This window comes from Geobacillus thermoleovorans (assembly GCF_001610955.1).
Taxonomy (GTDB): domain Bacteria; phylum Bacillota; class Bacilli; order Bacillales; family Anoxybacillaceae; genus Geobacillus; species Geobacillus thermoleovorans.
The window spans coordinates 3,017,545-3,035,024 of record NZ_CP014335.1 but is presented as its reverse complement, the minus strand read 5'-3'; the positions used below and the strand labels follow the sequence as shown (position 1 = coordinate 3,035,024).

19 protein-coding genes are annotated in these 17,480 nt (G+C 52.3%); all 19 read left to right on the top strand.

The window, feature by feature from the left end; all coding sequences use genetic code 11:
* Positions 1–425 precede the first annotated feature (425 nt).
* The 19 genes from GT3570_RS15365 to GT3570_RS15275 all read left to right on the top strand — a co-directional run bounded on the left by GT3570_RS15365 (position 426) and on the right by GT3570_RS15275 (position 17,440).
* Positions 426–1,817 (top strand): ATP-dependent helicase ComFA, encoded by a 1,392-nt coding sequence (locus tag GT3570_RS15365; RefSeq protein WP_062898967.1) that lies wholly within the window; start codon positions 426–428, stop codon positions 1,815–1,817.
* Positions 1,814–2,506, top strand: coding sequence for a ComF family protein (locus GT3570_RS15360; protein WP_014196780.1), 693 nt, complete (start codon positions 1,814–1,816; stop codon positions 2,504–2,506). Before GT3570_RS15365 ends, GT3570_RS15360 begins: the two co-directional genes overlap by 4 nt.
* Before the next feature lie 71 nt (positions 2,507–2,577).
* The gene (locus GT3570_RS15355) at positions 2,578–4,722 is read left to right on the top strand and encodes a hypothetical protein (RefSeq protein WP_014196779.1); all 2,145 of its coding nucleotides are present in this window, start codon (positions 2,578–2,580) and stop codon (positions 4,720–4,722) included.
* Positions 4,719–5,015 (top strand): EscU/YscU/HrcU family type III secretion system export apparatus switch protein, encoded by a 297-nt coding sequence (locus GT3570_RS15350; RefSeq protein ID WP_014196778.1) that lies wholly within the window; start codon positions 4,719–4,721, stop codon positions 5,013–5,015. Before GT3570_RS15355 ends, GT3570_RS15350 begins: the two co-directional genes overlap by 4 nt.
* A gap of 45 nt (positions 5,016–5,060) precedes the next feature.
* A complete protein-coding gene (gene fliS, locus GT3570_RS15345; protein WP_014196777.1) occupies positions 5,061–5,486 on the top strand; it encodes a flagellar export chaperone FliS in 426 nt (141 codons plus the stop codon).
* Positions 5,487–5,504: 18 nt separating this feature from the next.
* Positions 5,505–6,332, top strand: a complete 828-nt coding sequence (locus GT3570_RS15340) for a flagellin N-terminal helical domain-containing protein (protein WP_014196776.1) — start codon at positions 5,505–5,507, stop codon at positions 6,330–6,332.
* Between the two features lie 83 nt (positions 6,333–6,415).
* Positions 6,416–6,853 (top strand): YaaR family protein, encoded by a 438-nt coding sequence (locus GT3570_RS15335; RefSeq protein WP_011232611.1) that lies wholly within the window; start codon positions 6,416–6,418, stop codon positions 6,851–6,853.
* Positions 6,854–7,091: 238 nt separating this feature from the next.
* Positions 7,092–7,502 (top strand): TIGR03826 family flagellar region protein, encoded by a 411-nt coding sequence (locus tag GT3570_RS15330; protein ID WP_062898966.1) that lies wholly within the window; start codon positions 7,092–7,094, stop codon positions 7,500–7,502.
* Between the two features lie 72 nt (positions 7,503–7,574).
* A complete protein-coding gene (gene flgM / locus GT3570_RS15325) occupies positions 7,575–7,841 on the top strand; it encodes a flagellar biosynthesis anti-sigma factor FlgM (RefSeq protein ID WP_033012495.1) in 267 nt (88 codons plus the stop codon).
* Between the two features lie 15 nt (positions 7,842–7,856).
* Positions 7,857–8,324, top strand: a complete 468-nt coding sequence (locus tag GT3570_RS15320; protein WP_014196773.1) for a flagellar protein FlgN — start codon at positions 7,857–7,859, stop codon at positions 8,322–8,324.
* An 11-nt stretch (positions 8,325–8,335) separates the two neighbouring features.
* Entirely contained in the window at positions 8,336–9,931 is a 1,596-nt protein-coding gene (flgK, locus tag GT3570_RS15315) for a flagellar hook-associated protein FlgK (RefSeq protein ID WP_062898965.1), read from the top strand.
* Positions 9,932–9,941: 10 nt separating this feature from the next.
* Complete coding sequence (gene flgL / locus GT3570_RS15310) at positions 9,942–10,835, top strand: flagellar hook-associated protein FlgL (RefSeq protein WP_011232606.1); 894 nt, start codon at positions 9,942–9,944, stop codon at positions 10,833–10,835.
* Positions 10,836–10,916: 81 nt separating this feature from the next.
* A complete protein-coding gene (locus GT3570_RS15305; RefSeq protein WP_062898964.1) occupies positions 10,917–11,471 on the top strand; it encodes a DUF6470 family protein in 555 nt (184 codons plus the stop codon).
* 20 nt (positions 11,472–11,491) lie between these two features.
* Entirely contained in the window at positions 11,492–11,926 is a 435-nt protein-coding gene (gene fliW, locus GT3570_RS15300) for a flagellar assembly protein FliW (RefSeq protein ID WP_062898963.1), read from the top strand.
* Between the two features lie 13 nt (positions 11,927–11,939).
* Positions 11,940–12,179, top strand: a complete 240-nt coding sequence (gene csrA, locus GT3570_RS15295) for a carbon storage regulator CsrA (protein WP_062898962.1) — start codon at positions 11,940–11,942, stop codon at positions 12,177–12,179.
* 189 nt (positions 12,180–12,368) lie between these two features.
* Positions 12,369–13,349: a flagellin N-terminal helical domain-containing protein gene (locus tag GT3570_RS15290; RefSeq protein ID WP_062898961.1), complete on the top strand. Its 981-nt coding sequence runs from the start codon at positions 12,369–12,371 to the stop codon at positions 13,347–13,349.
* A gap of 172 nt (positions 13,350–13,521) precedes the next feature.
* Positions 13,522–14,106: a hypothetical protein gene (locus GT3570_RS15285; protein ID WP_062898960.1), complete on the top strand. Its 585-nt coding sequence runs from the start codon at positions 13,522–13,524 to the stop codon at positions 14,104–14,106.
* A 28-nt stretch (positions 14,107–14,134) separates the two neighbouring features.
* Complete coding sequence (locus GT3570_RS15280) at positions 14,135–15,139, top strand: UDP-N-acetylglucosamine 4,6-dehydratase family protein (protein ID WP_062898959.1); 1,005 nt, start codon at positions 14,135–14,137, stop codon at positions 15,137–15,139.
* A 33-nt stretch (positions 15,140–15,172) separates the two neighbouring features.
* Positions 15,173–17,440, top strand: coding sequence for a motility associated factor glycosyltransferase family protein (locus GT3570_RS15275; protein WP_062898958.1), 2,268 nt, complete (start codon positions 15,173–15,175; stop codon positions 17,438–17,440).
* The last annotated feature ends 40 nt before the right edge of the window (positions 17,441–17,480 follow it).

The window sequence follows — 17,480 nt, the reverse complement described above, 5'->3', positions numbered from 1 at the left end:
GAACCGTTTTCCTTTCCTGAAAAATTTGTCGCTATTTCCCTGGGAATGTTGTCGAAACACGTTATTGATCGGCTCCATGACTCTCCTGTGAATCTTCGCTGTCGTCATGTTTCGCCGCATCCATTTCTTTCGAAGGCCGATATGTCGTGAAAAAGACGGTCAAACCACATCCTTATTCCATTTGGAAAGGCCTTTTCATCTCCACTTTCTTTTCTAGCGGAATGTTGCTGTTTTGCGCATGACGCCCATTTTTCACCATCTTTCTAACTTTTTACGAAAAAGAACGCCGTCGATCGCTCTTCCTGTACCTTTATGCGCTTCAAGCCTCTCAACTTGGGGAGAGAGGGTTTTTGCCGCGTCATCTGCTCTTCTTGCCTCTCAGCTGGGGAACGTGCTTTTCATACGTTCAAAAGGAGTGATGCTTCTTGTGCATCCAACAACCATCTTGTGTTCCACACCTCGTTTCATGGTTGAACGGCCAGCGCCTCCCACGCGAACAACTGCCGTTTTCTGATGAAGAAATCAAAGCCGCGGTGCAAGCCGGTTGGGTTCACGAACATCCCGGCCTCATCAAAACATCAAGCGGCTGGCGCTGTGTGCGCTGCGGGAATGAAGATGCGCGTCTTTTTGCATCGTTTCCATGCGCCCGCTGCGGATCGGATTGCGCGTATTGCCGCAAGTGTCTCGTGATGGGGCGCATCAGCTCCTGCACTCACCTTGTGCACGTGACGATGCCGCTTCCGTCCGAGCGGCACGAGGCGCCGCTTGTTTGGGATGGGACGCTGTCCGCCGCTCAGGAGGATGCCGCTATGGCTGTCAAACAGGCCGTGCTCGATCGAAGCGAACTGCTCGTTTGGGCCGTATGCGGCGCAGGGAAAACCGAGATTTTGTTTCCCGCCATCGCCGCCGCGCTCGAGAAGGGCTGGCGCGTTGGCCTCGCCACGCCACGGACCGATGTTGTCCGCGAGCTTGCTCCCCGCTTTCGCCAAGCGTTCCCGTGCGTTCCGCTCGCTGTTTGGCACGGCGGAAGCGAAGAGCGCGGGCGGATCGCTTCCTTGGTCCTCTCAACCACCCACCAGTTGCTGCGGGCTTACCGCGTCTTTGACGTTATGATCGTGGATGAAGTCGATGCCTTTCCATATTCTGTTGAGCCGATGCTCCAATACGCCGTCAGTCAAGCGCGGAAAGAACAGTCGAGCCTCATTTATTTAACCGCCACCCCATCGCGTGCTTGGCAGCTTGACATCACAAGAGGCAAACGGAAAGCTGTCGTCATCCCCGCCCGCTACCACGGCCGTCCGCTTCCCGTCCCCGTGTTCGAATGGTGCGGCAATTGGCGCAAACGGTTAGAGCGCGGCCGCTTGCCCGAAAACGTCCTTGCGTGGGTTCTCCATCGTTTGGCGCAGGGAAAACAAGCGTTTTTGTTCGTTCCCCATATCGATGAGCTTGAAGCTGTCACCCGCCTCTTGCAGCGCGTCGATCCCCGCATCGTCGGCGTTCATGCCGAAGCCCCAGACAGAGCCGAGCACGTTCAGGCATTTCGCGATGGGCGCGTGCCGCTGCTCGTCACAACGACGATCCTTGAACGGGGAGTGACGGTGCCGAACATCGATGTCGCCGTTCTCGGCGCCGAAGACCGCATCTTCACGGAAAGCGCTCTCGTGCAAATCGCCGGCCGCGTGGGCCGCCACGCCGTATTTCCGGATGGCGATGTCCGCTTTTTCCATCACGGAAAAACGAATGAGATGGTGCGGGCGCGCCGCCACATTGTACGCATGAATGAGACAGCAAAGAAAAGGGGGTTGCTGCATCGATGAACTGCCTCCTTTGCCATTCTCCGTACAACCCGATCGCGAGCTGGCGCCAGCTTCTTTTCCTCGAAGACCTTGACGTCCTTTGCCCACGCTGCCGCGGGTCGTTCAAACTCATTGACGGCCGCCTTTGCGAGATGTGCGGCCGCCCGCTCGAGGAAGCCAAGCCATCGCTGTGCGCCGACTGTCTCCGGTGGCAGGAAGATGAACAATGGGGGAGGGTGCTCGTGAAAAACCGATCTGTGTATATATACAACGACTGGATGAAAGACGTCGTCGCCTTATGGAAATTCCGCGGCGACTATGTCATCGTCGAGGCATTCCGCCGTCCGTTTTCCCAAGCGTTTCGCCGACATTTCGGCCGCGATTGGCACATCGTCCCAATCCCGCTGAGCCCCGAACGGCTGTATGAGCGCGGCTTCAACCAAGCGGAAGCGCTCGCCCGCCTGCTTCCGTTTCCGTGTTTCCCTTGGCTTTCTCGCAAGCATTCCGAAAAACAATCGAAAAAATCGCGCCGTGAGCGGCTCGAGACCGACAACCCGTTTTTTCTCTCCGGACATCCGCCGATTGACGGAAAACGAATCGTTCTCATCGATGACATTTACACGACGGGCATCACCGTCCGCCACGCGGCCCTTGTTTTGCTTGAAGCGGGGGCGGCAGAGGTGGGGGCGTTGACGCTAGTGAGGGCGTGAGTGGGCTAAACATTTGCCTGAGGGATGCCGATATAAACAGTGGTAACCGATCGAGCGGAGAGTGAACAGAGATGGAAGTTCGTAACATTTTTGTGAAGCAAGCGATGATCGCGCCTGACCAGCCAGTTGTGTTGCAAAAAGGTGAAACGTATGACGCGGTGGTCAAGGAGAAAAAAGGTGACGAAGCGGTCGTCCATCTCAAAGGAACGGATGTACGGGTTCGGACAGAAGGAGAGTGGCCACAGGAAGGGCGTGTGACGATCAAGGTCGTCGGTGAACAAGCGGGAGTCCCTGTGGCGCGAATCGTTCCCCGCCCGCCACAAGAGGCGAATGAACAAGCGGTTCGTTTTTCTGCCTCTGAACCGTTATCGACCGAGCTAAGGCAGGTCGACGCTTGGCTGCAAAAACACGGGCAGCCGCTCACGAAAGAGATCGTTTCCACCTTGCGAACGTTTTTCGCCGAAGCTCCAGGCACCGTAGAGCAAAAACTCGATACCGTCCGCGCGGTCATCAATAAGCATTTAGAACTGACGAACGTTCATCTTGCGGCCGTCCATGAGGCGCTGCATGGGAAGCCGCTCGGAGAGAGGCTCGTAGATATGGTAGAGGAGCTTAAGGTGAATGAACAAAAGAAAGTCCGCGTTTCCATGGAAGGAAAATTGGACGACAGTGCGTCAACTTCTATGTCCCTTGTTGGTTCTCCACAAGAATTCGTTCAACAATTGCTGCAACGATTAACAGCTCTTTTGTCCGAACCGCATCAAAAGGCAAACGGCACAGAGATGATGCAAGCGATCAATTTATTGCGCGACAAGGTTCTTCATGCCATCGAGCAACTGAAAAAAGAGCCGCATCTTGAACAAGTGCTTGACTTGATTCAAAAGGAGATTGGAGAAGGAGTTCAGATTCATCCTGCCTGGAGGCAGGCGTTCAACGAAGCATTGACAGAAGTGCGCCAGTTGATGGAAAACGGAAGAGAGCTTGCTGCCCGGAAATCGTTATTCGATATGTTGAGTGACATGGAACAAACCCTTTCTTCGGGATCATTGGACCATGTTCCGCTTAATGGAACATGGATGCAAGTGAGTGTGCCGATGCAAACGAAAGACTTTCTCGTGCAAACGGTCACAGCCAAAATGGCACAGGCGTCCCGTGACTTTCAGATTGTGAAGCGCAATGTGATGCGCCATTTGGAGACGGTGCTGCACTGGGCGGAACAAAGAGGACAAGCCGCCCGCTTGCAGGCAAAACAGTACTTGGAAAGCGCAATTAAGCAGTTGGACAACGTCATTTTAAAAAGTGATTTGATGCTGTTTACGGACATGGCGACGGAAAAGCAGCTGATGAAGGCGAGCTCCCAGCTGGCTGAAGCGAAAAAGCGGCTTCGTCAAGGGGATGAGCAAGGCGCTCGAAAATTGGTCAATGGGGTAAAAGAGACCCTTGCGAATATGGAACTGAAACTTTCCGAAGCAAAAGTGAAGCATTTTGTGGTTGGGTTGGGCGAACCGCAGGAAGATGCGTCCAAAGCATTTCTCCGGCACATAAACGAAGCGACGCAGCCGTTCGTTGACGGCCCATCAGCACGGCAACTGTTTGAAGCATTCCGACGGTTTGGTTTTACCCACGAGTATGAGGCGGCTGAATCGTTCGTGCAAAAAGGTGCGGACGAGGAAGGAACACTGCAAAATATGAAGGCGGCGCTCTTGCAGCTTGTGCAAAGCGAAAATGAACCCATCGCGCGCCAGTCGGTGCAAGCGCTGGCCAATTTGACTGGCCAACAGCTGTTGAACCGCTGGGACGCAGGAGTGGGCATGCAAAGCCTGTTCTTCTCCTTGCCGTTGCGATGGCAAAATGAAGTGCGGAACGTCAACGTCTATGTCAACGCCCGCCAAGATGGCGAGCGAATCGATTGGGAAAACTGTCAGCTGTATTTCTTGCTGGAGACGAAAAAACTGGGAGACCTCGGCATTTTGCTTCAAGCCAATGAGCGAAGCTTGTCCGTCACCCTTCGCAACGACCGCGATGACTTTGCCCAAAAAGCCGCGCCGTTCATCGATATGGCGAAAAAGCGATTGGAGGAGATCGGCTACCACGTCAAAATGGTCAACATCACAAAGCTGACGAATGAAACGAAGCGGCAGGAAGAAGAAAAACGGGTGCCATCCGTTCGCCTGTACGGACCGTTTACGGAAAGAGGGTACGATTTCACGATATGATGGCGCAATATTTCAATCAAAAAAAACGAAAGCAAATGACTGGTCCGACGGCGGCCGTCATCCGGTATGACGAATCGTCGGGCCAGTCGCCGACTGTCGTCGCCCAAGGAAGCGGACATGTGGCGCAGAAAATCATTGAACTGGCGAAACAGCATCACATCCCGATTCAAGAGGATCCATTGCTCGTGCAAAACTTGCTTCAGCTTGATCTTGGCGACCGCATCCCGCCGCAATTGTATGCGGTCATCGCTGAAATACTCATTTTAATTCAGGAATTTGAAAAAAATCACTAAACATGCCTGAAATAACGACCGATATAAAAATGGGGGTAATACATAGTGGATTTTTTTACAGAAGAATGGATTTACCAAAAAAACTCGCAACAGCTGACGGCATTGTTATATGAAGGATTGATGGAATGTTTGGAAGAGGCCATCACGGCCCTTGAACAAAAAGACTATTGGAAAGCGAACAAACAGCTGCAAAAAGGAAACGACATCCTTCGCCGCCTCGGCGTTGGATTGCGCTATGACGCGGGCATCATCGCCCATCAGTTGGATGCGCTCTACAACTATATGGCTGAGCGCCTCATCGAGGCGAATATGAAAAAAGACGTGAAGATTGTTCAGGAAGTGTGGCAATTAACGACTACGATCGCCACCGCGTGGAACGAGGCGCTGAAGAGCGGCGCCTCCCCCGCGCAAACGGTGCGAAAGCCCAAAACAGCAGAGTATGAGCAGTTCATCGCCTATGAGCAATCTTAAGCAAAGGAGTCGGTTTCGATGCGAATCAACCATAACATTCAGGCGCTCAACGCCTACCGCAATTTGGCGGCCAATCAATCGAGCATTTCGAAAAACTTGGAGCGCCTCTCCTCCGGCTTGCGCATTAACCGTGCGGCTGACGACGCGGCGGGGCTTGCCATTTCGGAAAAAATGCGCTCGCAAATTCGCGGCCTGCAGATGGCGGAACGGAACGCGCTCGATGCGATTTCGCTCATTCAAACGGCGGAAGGGGCGTTAAACGAAGTCCACAGCATCCTGCAACGGATGCGCGAGCTGGCTGTGCAGGCGGCGAATGGGACGAACCAAGATACGGATCGCGAAGCGCTTGACAGCGAGTTTCAGCAGTTGATTGAAGAAATTGACCGTATTGGGCAAGATACGCAATTTAACAAAATGAATATTCTTGCTACTGATCAAAATATCGATATCCAACTTGGAGCCAACAATGGGCAAACGTTGACATTATCTTGGAAACAGCAATTGAAAAACTCTCTTGGCGAGGATGCTACAGACATTAGCAATTTAAATATTAAAACGATTACTGATGCCCAGAATGCGATCACAACATTGGATAATGCCATCATCTCCGTATCCAAATCCCGTTCTAAGATGGGGGCTTACCAAAACCGCCTCGAGCATACCATTAACAACTTGACAACCGCGAACGAAAACTTGACCGCCGCCGAATCCCGCATCCGCGATACGGATATGGCGATGGAGATGGCCGAGTTTACGAAAAACAACATTTTGACGCAGGCGGCGCAGGCGATGCTCGCGCAGTCGAATCAGCTGCCGCAAGGGATTTTGCAGCTGTTGAAAAGTTAATTGAATCCGCGTTGGGCGGGGCATAAACGCCTCGCCCTTTTGCTATGATTGTGCGATAATGGGGGTAGCGAGAGGTGATGACGATGGAAGTGCAAAAAGTAACGCGCGCTGGGCTGGCGAACGTGAGCCGCAAGGATGACGTCCCGATGGAATCGGTGTCCTTCACCGAAGTCATGGCGAAAACGCGCCACAACGTCGTATGGGAGCGGATCAACGAACAAGTCCGGCAAATCGAGGAGCAAGGGAAAAAGCTTGCCGAGTCGCGGACGGTTGAGGATTTGCGCAAATATAAGCAGCTCGTCAAGTCGTTTTTGGACGATGCGGTGAAAAACGGTCTGCAGCTGGAAGAACAGCGCGGCTTCAGCCGCGGCGGGCGGGCGCGCATTTATAAGCTCGTGAAGGAAGTCGATCAAAAGCTCGTTGAACTGACGAATGAAGTGCTGCAAAAAGAACAGCGTGGACTCGAGATTTTGCGGCTTGTCGGCGAGATTCAAGGGCTGATCATTAATATTTACACATGACGGAATCGTTTAAGAGTACAAGATCGATTCCGCAATGTTGCGTTGGTCATCAATATTGACAGATTATCGATCTGCTTGCGGCTGTGGAATATGTTCAACGGCGCCGCATGCAGGGACGCGTCACTGACAGGAGGGGCGGTGTTGGCGACGAGTTGGTGACCACCAGGCGGGCGCCATTATTCAACCTAATAAGTTTTTATACGGCGGCTTCATAGGCAATGATCGGGAGGGATCCACGATGGCGGAACTATCCAATTGCTCGAAGTGCGGGCGGTTGTTTGTCAAATTATCGACGCGTGATGTATGCGAATCGTGCCACCAAGAGGAAGAGCGGCAGTTTGAGCGTGTCTACGCGTTTTTGCGCAAACGGGAAAACCGCACGGCGACGATGGCGCAAGTTGTTGAGGCGACAGGGGTGGAGGAGAAGCTGATCATCAAATGGATTCGCGCGGGGCGGCTGCAGCTCGTCCATTTTCCAAATCTCGGCTACCCTTGCGACTCGTGCGGAGCGATGATCCGTGAAGGGCGGCTGTGCGCCAAGTGCCTTGGCCAGCTGCAAGCCGACTTGCGCCGGGCGGAGGGGAAAAAGGAAAAAGAAGATCGTCCCCGCCATGCCACTTATTACACCCAAGACTATCAAGAACGCTAAACATTTCCGTCAACGTTCCGATATAAACAATAGCCAAATGCAAACAAGCGCCGGTCAAGCGAGGTGAATGTGATGAAAATCCACCATATTGGACCGATGGGCGTCAACCCGTACCAGCGTCAGCTCGCCAAAACGGAGCGGCTGGCGACGGAGAAGGCGCCTAGAGATCAAGTAGAAATTTCGAAAGAAGCGAAAGAGCTGCAAGAAGCGGCAAGCTGGGAACAGGCGCGGCAGGCGAAATTGGATGAGCTGCGCCAACAAATTGAAAACGGCACATACCAAGTCGACCCGCGGGCGGTCGCCAAGCGGATGATCGAGTATTATCGAAACCATCGATAAAGGAAGCGGATCGTGATGACGTTTGCGGCACTCATCCATCTTTTGCGGGCGCATATCGAGCTGCATGAAAGCTTGCTGGCGCTTTCGCGGCGGAAAACGGAAGCGTTGAAAAAAAACGATATCGAGGCGCTGTCGGCTTTGCTTACGGATGAACAAAAGCATATTTTGGCCATCCGTCAACTCGAAGAACGGCGGCGGCGCTGGCTGAAAGAGGTGCTCGGCGATGAAACGGTGACAATCGCCCAATGCGAGGCGATGGCGAAAGGCAAGGAGCGCGAGGAATTGCGTGAATGCCGTGAGCGGCTGAAACAGGCGGTGAACGCGGTGGCGGAAGCGAATGAGTTGAACCGCCAGCTCATTGAGCAGTCGCTCCAGTTTGTCACCGCCATGATCGAGACGTTCACCCCAACGCCGTCCACTTACAGCCGCACGCAAGGGTACGCGCCATCGCCAGACCGCCCGCTGTTTGAATCGAAAGCGTAAGGGGGAGAACGATGCTCTCGACATTCCACGGATTAGAAGCCGCTCGGCGCGCCATGATGGCCCAGCAAGCGGCGTTGTATACGACAGGACATAACATCGCCAACGCCAATACGGAAGGGTATACACGGCAACGCGTCCAACTCAAGGCGACGCCGCCGTTTCCGACGCCCGGGCTCAACCGCCCGAACATCCCAGGGCAAATGGGGACAGGGGTGGAAGCGTCGTCGGTCGAACGGGTGCGTGAATATTTCCTCGACATCCAATACCGCGGCGAAAACAGCAAACTCGGCTATTGGGAAGCGCGCGCGGATGCGGTGTCGAAGATGGAAGACATTATGAATGAGCCGTCCGACAGCGGACTAGCGAAAACGATGGACCAGTTTTGGCAGGCGCTTCAAGATTTGAGCACCCACCCGGAGAACGAAGGAGCGCGCTCCGTCGTTCGCCAGCGCGGGTTAGCGGTCGTCGAGACGTTCCATTACTTGTCAAATTCCTTGGCGCAAATCCGCACGGATCTTGGCACGCAAATCGGTACGACGGTGACGGAAATCAATTCCCTTCTCAACCAAATCAGCGCATTGAATGAACGGATCGCCGAAATCGAGCCGAACGGCTATTTGCCCAACGACTTGTACGATGAGCGCGATCGGTTGATCGACCAGCTGTCGCAATATATGGAGATCGGTGTGGAAAAGCATCCAACTGGCGGAAACGCCTTGCCCATGGCGGAAGGAACGTACGATGTTTACGTGATGAACGGGAGCGCGAAAGTGTATCTCGTTCAAGGCCGAACGGCGTCTGTCGTGTCGTTTTCCGATGGCAGCGATGTCGACGGCGACGGGGTGAAGGAGATGCCTCCCGATCTAGGCATCAATACGCTCGATGTCAGCGGGACGACCGTTTCCTTTTTCTCTCTTCCGAACGGCAAATTGCGCGGGCTGATCGAAGGATACGGCTATCAAACAGGAACCGACGCCAGCGGCCAGCCGATCGTCAAAGGGCTGTACCCAGACATGCTGGCGAATTTGGACAAGCTCGCCTACACGTTCGGCAAGGTGTTCAACGACGTTCATCAACAAGGCTACGGGCTAAACGGGAGCACGAATCACCCGTTTTTTGGCGGGATCGGCGCGGTGAGCGGCGCGGCGAACACGATCAAACTCGCCGCCGACATCGACGATTTGGCGAACATCGCGGCGTCAACGAAAAGCGGGGAAACAGGGAATGGCAACAACGCCATCAACCTCGCCAACGTCCGCAGCCTGCTTCTGTCCAATGCGACCGTTTCGCTGCAAGACGGCATCTCCGTCAACTTGGCCTCCCTGAATTTGCCGCTTTCCTCAGGCACGGTCGAAACGAACTACCAAGGCTGGATCGGACAGCTTGGCGTCGACGGTGAGCAGGCGAACCGGATGAAAAGCAATAGTGAAATTCTGCGCCAGTCGGTGGAGGAAAAACGGCAGTCGGTCAGCTCCGTGTCGCTGGATGAAGAGATGATGAACATGATCAAATTCCAGCACGCCTACAACGCCGCGGCGCGTCAAATTACGGTGATTGACGAGATGCTCGATAAACTCATCAACGGCATGGGCGTCGTTGGAAGGTAGGTGAACGGTGATGCGTATTACGCAAAGCATGTTGGCGAATAATATGTTGAAACAAATCACCCGCAGCTACGAAAAGTTAGATCAATATCAAACCCAGCTTTCGACGGGGAAAAAAATCACCCGCCCGTCCGACGATCCTGTTGTGGCGATGAAAGGAATCGCCTACCGTTCGAATTTAGCCGAAGTCGAGCAGTTCAAACGCAATTTCTCGGAAGCGTACAACTGGGTCGAAAACTCTGATTCGGCGCTTGACAAGGCGACGCAGGCGCTGCAGCGCATCCGCGAGCTCGTCGTGCAGGCGAGCAACGACACATACGAAGAAACGCAGCGCCAGTCGATCGCCAAAGAAGTGCGCCAGCTCACCGAACATTTGGTCACGATCGCCAATACGAAAGTCGGCGACAAATACATCTTTAACGGCGCGAAAACGACGGAGCCACCTGTTACTGTGAACCCGGACGGCACGATTTCCGTGTCGACGAACAGCCAACAGCTGAACATTGAGCTCGCCAAAGGCATTTACATTCCGGTCAACATTCCGCCGAGCACAGCGTTCGGGGCGGGCAGCGGATTGTTTTCCGACTTGCAAAACTTGGCCGCTTCCCTCGAAAATCCGAGTACGACCGGTAATGATTTAACGGGCTATTTAGACAAACTCGACAGCCATTTGACAAATTTGCTCGGCGTCCGCGCCGAACTCGGCGCGCGCATGAACCGGATCGAGCTGATGGAAGACCGCATCGACAGCCAGCAGGTGATCGCGGAAAAAATGTTGTCGGACAACGAAGACGTTGATCTTGAAAAAGTCATCACCGACTTGAAAACGCAAGAAAGCGTCCACCGAGCCGCTTTGGCCGTCGGCGCGCGCGTCATTCAGCCGACGCTGGTTGACTTTTTGCGCTAAGCCAGCTTCCTGCTGGCTTTTTTCACCGAACAGTCCCGCGCTGTTTTGGTATCCATCCCAACCATTGAAAGGGGGAAGGGCATGCGCATTCCGCAGCTTAGGATGGAAGCGACGTACGCCAAGCTGGCGATCTCAAGCGAACCCGCGCGGCTCGAGATTGCCCAGCCCCATGCCGACATGGCGATCGAGCAGCCGTCCGCCGACATGCGCATCGCTTCCATCCCCGCCCGCCTGACGATCGACCAGACCGAGGCGTGGGCGGCGGTGAACAACAAGCACGTGTTTCGGCTCATTCGGGATGCGGCCGCTGACGGGCGGCAAGCGGTGCTCGATTTCATCGAGCGCGCTGCGGTCCAAGGCGATGAACTGATGCGCATCGAGGACGGCGGCAACCCGCTCGCCGACCAAGCCGTTGTAAACAGTGAAGACCCGCCGCTCGAGTTCAACATCGCCCTCGTCCCGCCGCCGTTTAGCGTCAAGGTCGACTATGAACCAGGACGGCTGGCGATCGACTGGAACACCCACGCGCCGCGCATTGATGTGAAGGCGCATGCGCCGATCATCCGCTACCAGCAAGGAACGGTCAAGATCGCCCTCGTCCAGCGCCCGTCGCTTCACATTGACGTCGTCATTTGAGAAAACAGGAGGAACGATTCATGAATATCGACACGAAATACCACGGAACCGTGGCGGTGAAGGAAGAAGACATTATCCATTTCCCACATGGCTTGCCCGGATTCGCCGACGAAAAGCGGTTCGTCCTTCTTCCGCTCGCCGACACGCCGTTTGTCATCTTGCAGTCGGTCGAGATCCCTGCGCTCGGGTTTGTGCTGATTGAGCCGTTTTCGTACTTTCCATCGTACGAATTTGAACTGGATGAAGCGACGGTCGAACAACTTAACATCGAAAGCGAACGCGACGTCGCCGTGTATGTCATCCTCACCGTCGCCGACCCGTTTCACGAGACGACGGCGAACTTGCAGGCGCCCGTTGTCATCAACGCCCGCAAGCGGTTTGGCAAGCAAGTCATTTTGACGAACACACCGTACAAAACGAAACATCGCCTCTTCCCGGAAAAAGTGGCGACGTAAAGGAGGCGGCCCGATGCTTGTCTTAACGCGCAAAATCAAAGAAGCGATCCAAATCGGCGATGACATCGAAATCACCGTCCTCGCCATCCAAGGCGACCAAGTGAAACTCGGCATCAACGCGCCAAAACACATCGATATCCACCGCAAAGAAGTGTATCTTGCCATCCAAGCGGAAAACAACGCCGCCTCCCAAGCGTCCGAAACGTCGCTCGCCGAACTGACCGCTAAACTGAAACAATGGAACATCCCGTAAACGAATCAGGCGCCCAAGCGGCGCTTTTTTTGTCCCCATCGACAAAAAATTTAAATTTCCCTATTAAACTTCCAAAAAACGCGCCGATATAAAAAGTGAGCGCGGCTTGTGGCGAAAGGCGGCCGACTTTCGCCCCAGCCCGCCGTTCCACAAGGACGTGGAAAAAATCATTTCAAGGAGGAAGAGAACATGAGAATCAACCACAATATCGCGGCGTTGAATACGTATCGGCAGTTGACGACCAATACGACGAACGCATCCAAATCGATTGAAAAACTTTCGTCTGGCCTCCGCATCAATCGCGCCGGCGATGACGCCGCAGGTCTAGCGATTTCGGAAAAAATGCGCGGCCAAATTCGCGGGTTGGAGCAAGCGAGCCGCAACGCTCAAGACGGCATTTCGCTCATCCAAACGGCAGAAGGAGCGTTAAATGAAGTACACTCCATCCTGCAACGGATGCGCGAACTGGCGACGCAAGCGGCCAACAGCACCAATACGCAAGCAGACCGCGAGCAATTGCAAAAAGAATTTAACCAACTGACGTCTGAAATCAACCGGATCGGCAATACGACGGAATTCAACACGCAAAAATTGTTGAACGGCAATGTGAGCGGCGCGAGCCCGATTAAACTGCAAATTGGGGCGAATACAAATCAATCGTTTGAAATTAAAATTTTCGACATGCGCGCCCAAGCGCTTGGATTGGCTGGCGCATCTGGTGCATCTGCCAACACTATCGGTGCAGCTACTACGGCAAACGGTACATCGGTATCCTCCGTATTGTCTGGAGGCATTGCAAATGCTAAATTTGCTGGAGGAACGGCGAACCAATTGACAGATGTCAGCAGTGCAGGCACTCCTGAATATGCTTTAGATATCATGTCTTTCAGCGGCGCAACGGCGGCGATTTCGAAAATCGACATCGCGATCAACACGGTTTCGACGGAGCGCGCCCGCCTCGGTTCTTATCAAAACCGTTTAGAGCATACGATCAACAACTTGGATACGTCGGCGGAAAACTTGACAGCGGCGGAATCACGCATCCGCGACGTCGATATGGCGAAAGAAATGATGGAATTTACGAAACAAAACATTCTCACCCAAGCGGCCCAATCGATGCTGGCCCAAGCGAACCAACAGCCGCAGAGCGTGCTTCAGCTGTTGCGATAAAGGAAAAGCGAAAGGCCTCTTCTCGTGTAATCGAGAGGGGCCTTTTCAATTAGGGGAAGCGCTGGAATGATTTTTCTGTTTGATTCGCTTCACATCGACAAAATGAAACCGATAATAATAGTAGAGGATGTCGAATGATCACGAAACAATCTCGTTTAGGAGAGTGCGAGACATGCAGCTCAACATTTTCGGACAAACGTTTGAATATCGCAATGATCGATCAGAGCTTGAAGCGATGTTGCAAAAAATCTTTTCCATGGTTGCCGAGGCGGATCGGCAATTGAGCCATCTCGTTATCGATGGCGTCGAAGTGTACGACGAGATGGAGGCTTATATCGAAGAGAGAATCGATTCCATCCGTACGATTGACGTTGTGGCGGTGACGATCGAAGAATATATACGGGATGTTTTCCAGACAATGCATTCGTATTTGACACGTGCCCTGCCAGAGATTGAGCGTATCATCGATGAATTTTATCAAACCCCTTCCGAACATACATGGATCCGATTTGAGCAAATGCTGGAAGGAATCCAATGGATCGATCAAGCCCTTTATTGGCTCGCCGAACATTCGTACGATCAGATGGATCGTCAGACGCTCGTCCACATCCGGGAAACGTTGGCGGAACAATTGCGGCAATTGCTTCAAGCTGTAGAAGCAGGAGACACGATTTTGATCGCCGACTTGATCCAATATGAAGTCAAGCCGTTATGGAAAGACATTATGGAGCACGTAAAAGTCAATGTCGTGAACTAAACGCAGACAGCAAAGGCAGTGAACAGAGTTGAGCATCTACAGAGGAAAAAAAATCTTGATTATTGGCGGTACGGGAACGATTGGACAACATCTCACCAAAACACTGTTGCAGCATGAACCGAACGTCATTCGCATTTTTAGCCGCGATGAGCATAAACAGTTTGAACTGGCGCAGCAATTTAAACATTCAAAGGTGCTTCGTTATTTAATTGGCGATGTCCGCGACGAAGCGCGTGTGCTGCGGGCGATGGAAGACATTGACTACGTCTTTCATCTTGCCGCCATGAAGCATGTTCCGGCTTGTGAATACAATCCGTTTGAAGCGGTGAAAACGAACATTATTGGCACGCAAAATGTCATTCAAGCCGCTTTGAAAGCCGGAGTGAAAAAAGTGTTATTTACAAGCACGGATAAGGCCATTTCGCCAACGAACACGTACGGCGCAACAAAACTGGCGGCGGAACGATTAATCGCGGCGACCGAATATCAAAAAGGGCCGAAACAAACGATTTTCTCCGCGGTGCGTTTTGGCAATGTCATGGGTTCGCGTGGTTCGGTCATTCCGTTGTTTAAAAAACAAATTTTAGAGGATCGGGAAGTGACCGTCACCCATATGGACATGCTTCGTTACATGATGACGCCGTCGCAAGCCATTTCTCTCATCTTAAAAGCCAACGAACTGGCCGTGGGCGGAGAAGTGTTCGTGCTGAAAATGCCGGTGGTGGCGCTAAGGGATTTAGTTGAGGTGATGATTGAGGAAGTCTCAAAAAAATATCACATTACCGAAACGATTAAAATCAAAGAAATTGGCTTGCGTCCAGGGGAAAAAATGTACGAAGAGCTCATGACAGAAGACGAAGCGCATGCGGCATGGGAGACGGAAGACATGTATGTGATCGGGCCTCCTTTCGGCTGGAAGCCGCATGCCTATCCGAAAGAATGGAACATCCGCCCGTGTCAAAATCCGTTTCAAGGCGAGATGATTGATAAAGAAACATTGCGCCGTTGGATTTTGGCAGAAGGCTTAATATAGGGGAAAACCGTGAGTGATTAGGAGATGAGCATCATGTTGTTGGCAGAGAATCAACGATTTTTGCAAAGCCACTATCCATCCATTTGGCAGCTATGGAATCAAATCCAGCATGAGCAAGTTTGGCCGCAATATGAAATCATCCCGTCCCATGCTGGTCTGCCGACGATTCAAGTTCATGTGGATGGACGCCCTCTGTATTTGCACAGCAAATACAACCCGGAGCAAGAAGCCGAGCGCCTCGTCCAACAGCTCAAAGACAAAATCGAACAACACGACCATCTTTTCTTTTACGGCATCGGGCTCGGATACCATGTAGAAAAAATCTTATCTATGTTTCCATATAAGGCGTTCACGATTTATGAACCGAATCCATGGATCTTTTTTCGCTTTCTATCATACAAACGGATGACAGAATGGCCGATTCAGCGGCTTCGCTATCTTTATGTGGAAACGGACGAGGCTTCGCGCAGGCAGTTTTTTGCCGAGTTTGCGAACGCGCTCGAGACGAATGTGTTGCTCATTACGTTGCCGAGCTATGAGCGTATTTTCGCCGATCCATTTCAACAATTTGTCCGACAGTTTCGTGATTTGATGCAGTCGAAGCGCATCAATTTGGCGACAGAATTTGCATTTGGAAAACGTTGGACATTGAACAGTGTGATGAATTTGCCGACAACGTTGAGATCGCCGAGCATTTTCAGCCGAAAAGAACATTTTCGTTCCAAACCGGTCTTGCTCGTTGCGGCTGGGCCGTCGCTGCAAGAGGAATATGACAATCTTCGCTACATAAAGGAAAATGGGCTAGCCTACATTTTTGCTGTCGGATCGGCGAATCGAGCGCTAGTGGCGAACGGCATCCTGCCCGACGCTGTTTGCACGTATGATCCACAGGCTCATAATTTCGCTGTGTTTTGGGACATGATTGACAAAGGGATCGACGCCAACGTGCCGATGATTTATGGGACGAGCGTCGGATACGAAACGATTCAAAAATACAAGGGACCAAAGTTTTACGCCGTCACATCCCAAGATACCGTAACGCCATACTATCTTGACAGCCTTGACCGTAGCGAAGTGATAGACGATGCGTTTTCGATCGCCATTATTACGTTGCAAATATTGGCGAAGTTGGAGGCGAATCCGGTCATTCTTGTCGGGCAAAATTTCGCCTTTCGCGACAATTACTATTATGCGAAAGAAATCAAACGGGGAGAAAAGCAGACCGCTGAAGTGCTCGAACATGAGCGGCGCGGCCTCATGCAAGTGAAGGACGTATACGGCCGCCTTGTCACGACGAATGAATCGCTCAACCAAATGCGGCTGTTGATGGAGCACTATATCCAGAAGTATGCTCAGATCGAAGTCATCAACACAACAAAAGGCGGTGCGGATATTTCTGGCGCGCCATTTCTTCCGCTGGAGGCCGTCATCCAAAACCGGTTGACGAAGAAAGTCGTGAATGAAAACTGGCATGCCGGCCAAGAACGCAACCCGACGCAAGGGATGGAAGACAAAATCGGGAACATGAAGCGCGCGATGACCGATTTCATCAAGAGATACCATGAGCTCGAAGCAATGTTTCACGAGTTGGAGCAGGCTGCTATTCGAAAAAAAGAAGACAAATTGCTCAAATTATTCGCCCGCTTCGATGAACGGTTTCGCCGCTTGACCCAAAACGACTTTTTTGACGTGTACATACGGCCTGTTGTTCGCGTCTATACGGAAATGTTGCAAAAAGAAGCGCACAAAATCCGAGAAGAGCAAGATCCGATTGTGAAGGCGGACAAAGTGGTCCGGTCGTTCCGCAGCTATTTGCATCTATGCCAGCAAGTCTATAACGAAATGGCGCCGTTGGTGCAAACCTATCTGCACCCCGCCCTGAAACAGAAGGACGATGGCTGGAAGAGACTCGAAAGCACGTCTAGTGAATTTCACTATAGCGGCCAATGGCGCAAAAAAGAAATCAAAATTCAAAAACAACCTTCAATGGAATCTGATGTGATCGGCGCGTATTACGAAACGAACGAACCGAATGCGGCGATTCAATTCAAGTTTAAAGGAACGGCGATTCGGGTGATTGGGGGGAGGCATGCGGATTGCTCGGATCAATTGCAAATGATGATTGGTGGCTATAAAAGAAAGTTTTCCGCTAAGGATAGAGGAGTAGGAGGGCGATTTTCTCCGCAATTTGAACAGGTTTTATTTCAAATATCTGGTTTAAAAGAAGAGATACACGATGTTGAGATGAAGCTGGTTGATGATGAAGCTTTTATTTTTCAGCGAATAGAAGTCAGGGGTTAAAAATACCTGATTCTTAGGAAGTGAAAAACGAATATTCTTG

Coding starts and splice junctions, on each gene's coding strand:
- GT3570_RS15350 (WP_014196778.1), top strand. CDS start 4,719: ATGATGGCGCAATATTTCAATCAAAAAAAACGAAAGCAAATGACTGGT.
- fliW (WP_062898963.1), top strand. CDS start 11,492: ATGAATATCGACACGAAATACCACGGAACCGTGGCGGTGAAGGAAGAA.
- GT3570_RS15290 (WP_062898961.1), top strand. CDS start 12,369: ATGAGAATCAACCACAATATCGCGGCGTTGAATACGTATCGGCAGTTG.
- flgM (WP_033012495.1), top strand. CDS start 7,575: ATGAAAATCCACCATATTGGACCGATGGGCGTCAACCCGTACCAGCGT.
- GT3570_RS15355 (WP_014196779.1), top strand. CDS start 2,578: ATGGAAGTTCGTAACATTTTTGTGAAGCAAGCGATGATCGCGCCTGAC.
- flgL (WP_011232606.1), top strand. CDS start 9,942: ATGCGTATTACGCAAAGCATGTTGGCGAATAATATGTTGAAACAAATC.
- GT3570_RS15320 (WP_014196773.1), top strand. CDS start 7,857: ATGACGTTTGCGGCACTCATCCATCTTTTGCGGGCGCATATCGAGCTG.
- GT3570_RS15335 (WP_011232611.1), top strand. CDS start 6,416: ATGGAAGTGCAAAAAGTAACGCGCGCTGGGCTGGCGAACGTGAGCCGC.
- flgK (WP_062898965.1), top strand. CDS start 8,336: ATGCTCTCGACATTCCACGGATTAGAAGCCGCTCGGCGCGCCATGATG.
- GT3570_RS15340 (WP_014196776.1), top strand. CDS start 5,505: ATGCGAATCAACCATAACATTCAGGCGCTCAACGCCTACCGCAATTTG.
- csrA (WP_062898962.1), top strand. CDS start 11,940: ATGCTTGTCTTAACGCGCAAAATCAAAGAAGCGATCCAAATCGGCGAT.
- GT3570_RS15360 (WP_014196780.1), top strand. CDS start 1,814: ATGAACTGCCTCCTTTGCCATTCTCCGTACAACCCGATCGCGAGCTGG.
- GT3570_RS15305 (WP_062898964.1), top strand. CDS start 10,917: ATGCGCATTCCGCAGCTTAGGATGGAAGCGACGTACGCCAAGCTGGCG.
- GT3570_RS15285 (WP_062898960.1), top strand. CDS start 13,522: ATGCAGCTCAACATTTTCGGACAAACGTTTGAATATCGCAATGATCGA.
- GT3570_RS15330 (WP_062898966.1), top strand. CDS start 7,092: ATGGCGGAACTATCCAATTGCTCGAAGTGCGGGCGGTTGTTTGTCAAA.
- GT3570_RS15275 (WP_062898958.1), top strand. CDS start 15,173: ATGTTGTTGGCAGAGAATCAACGATTTTTGCAAAGCCACTATCCATCC.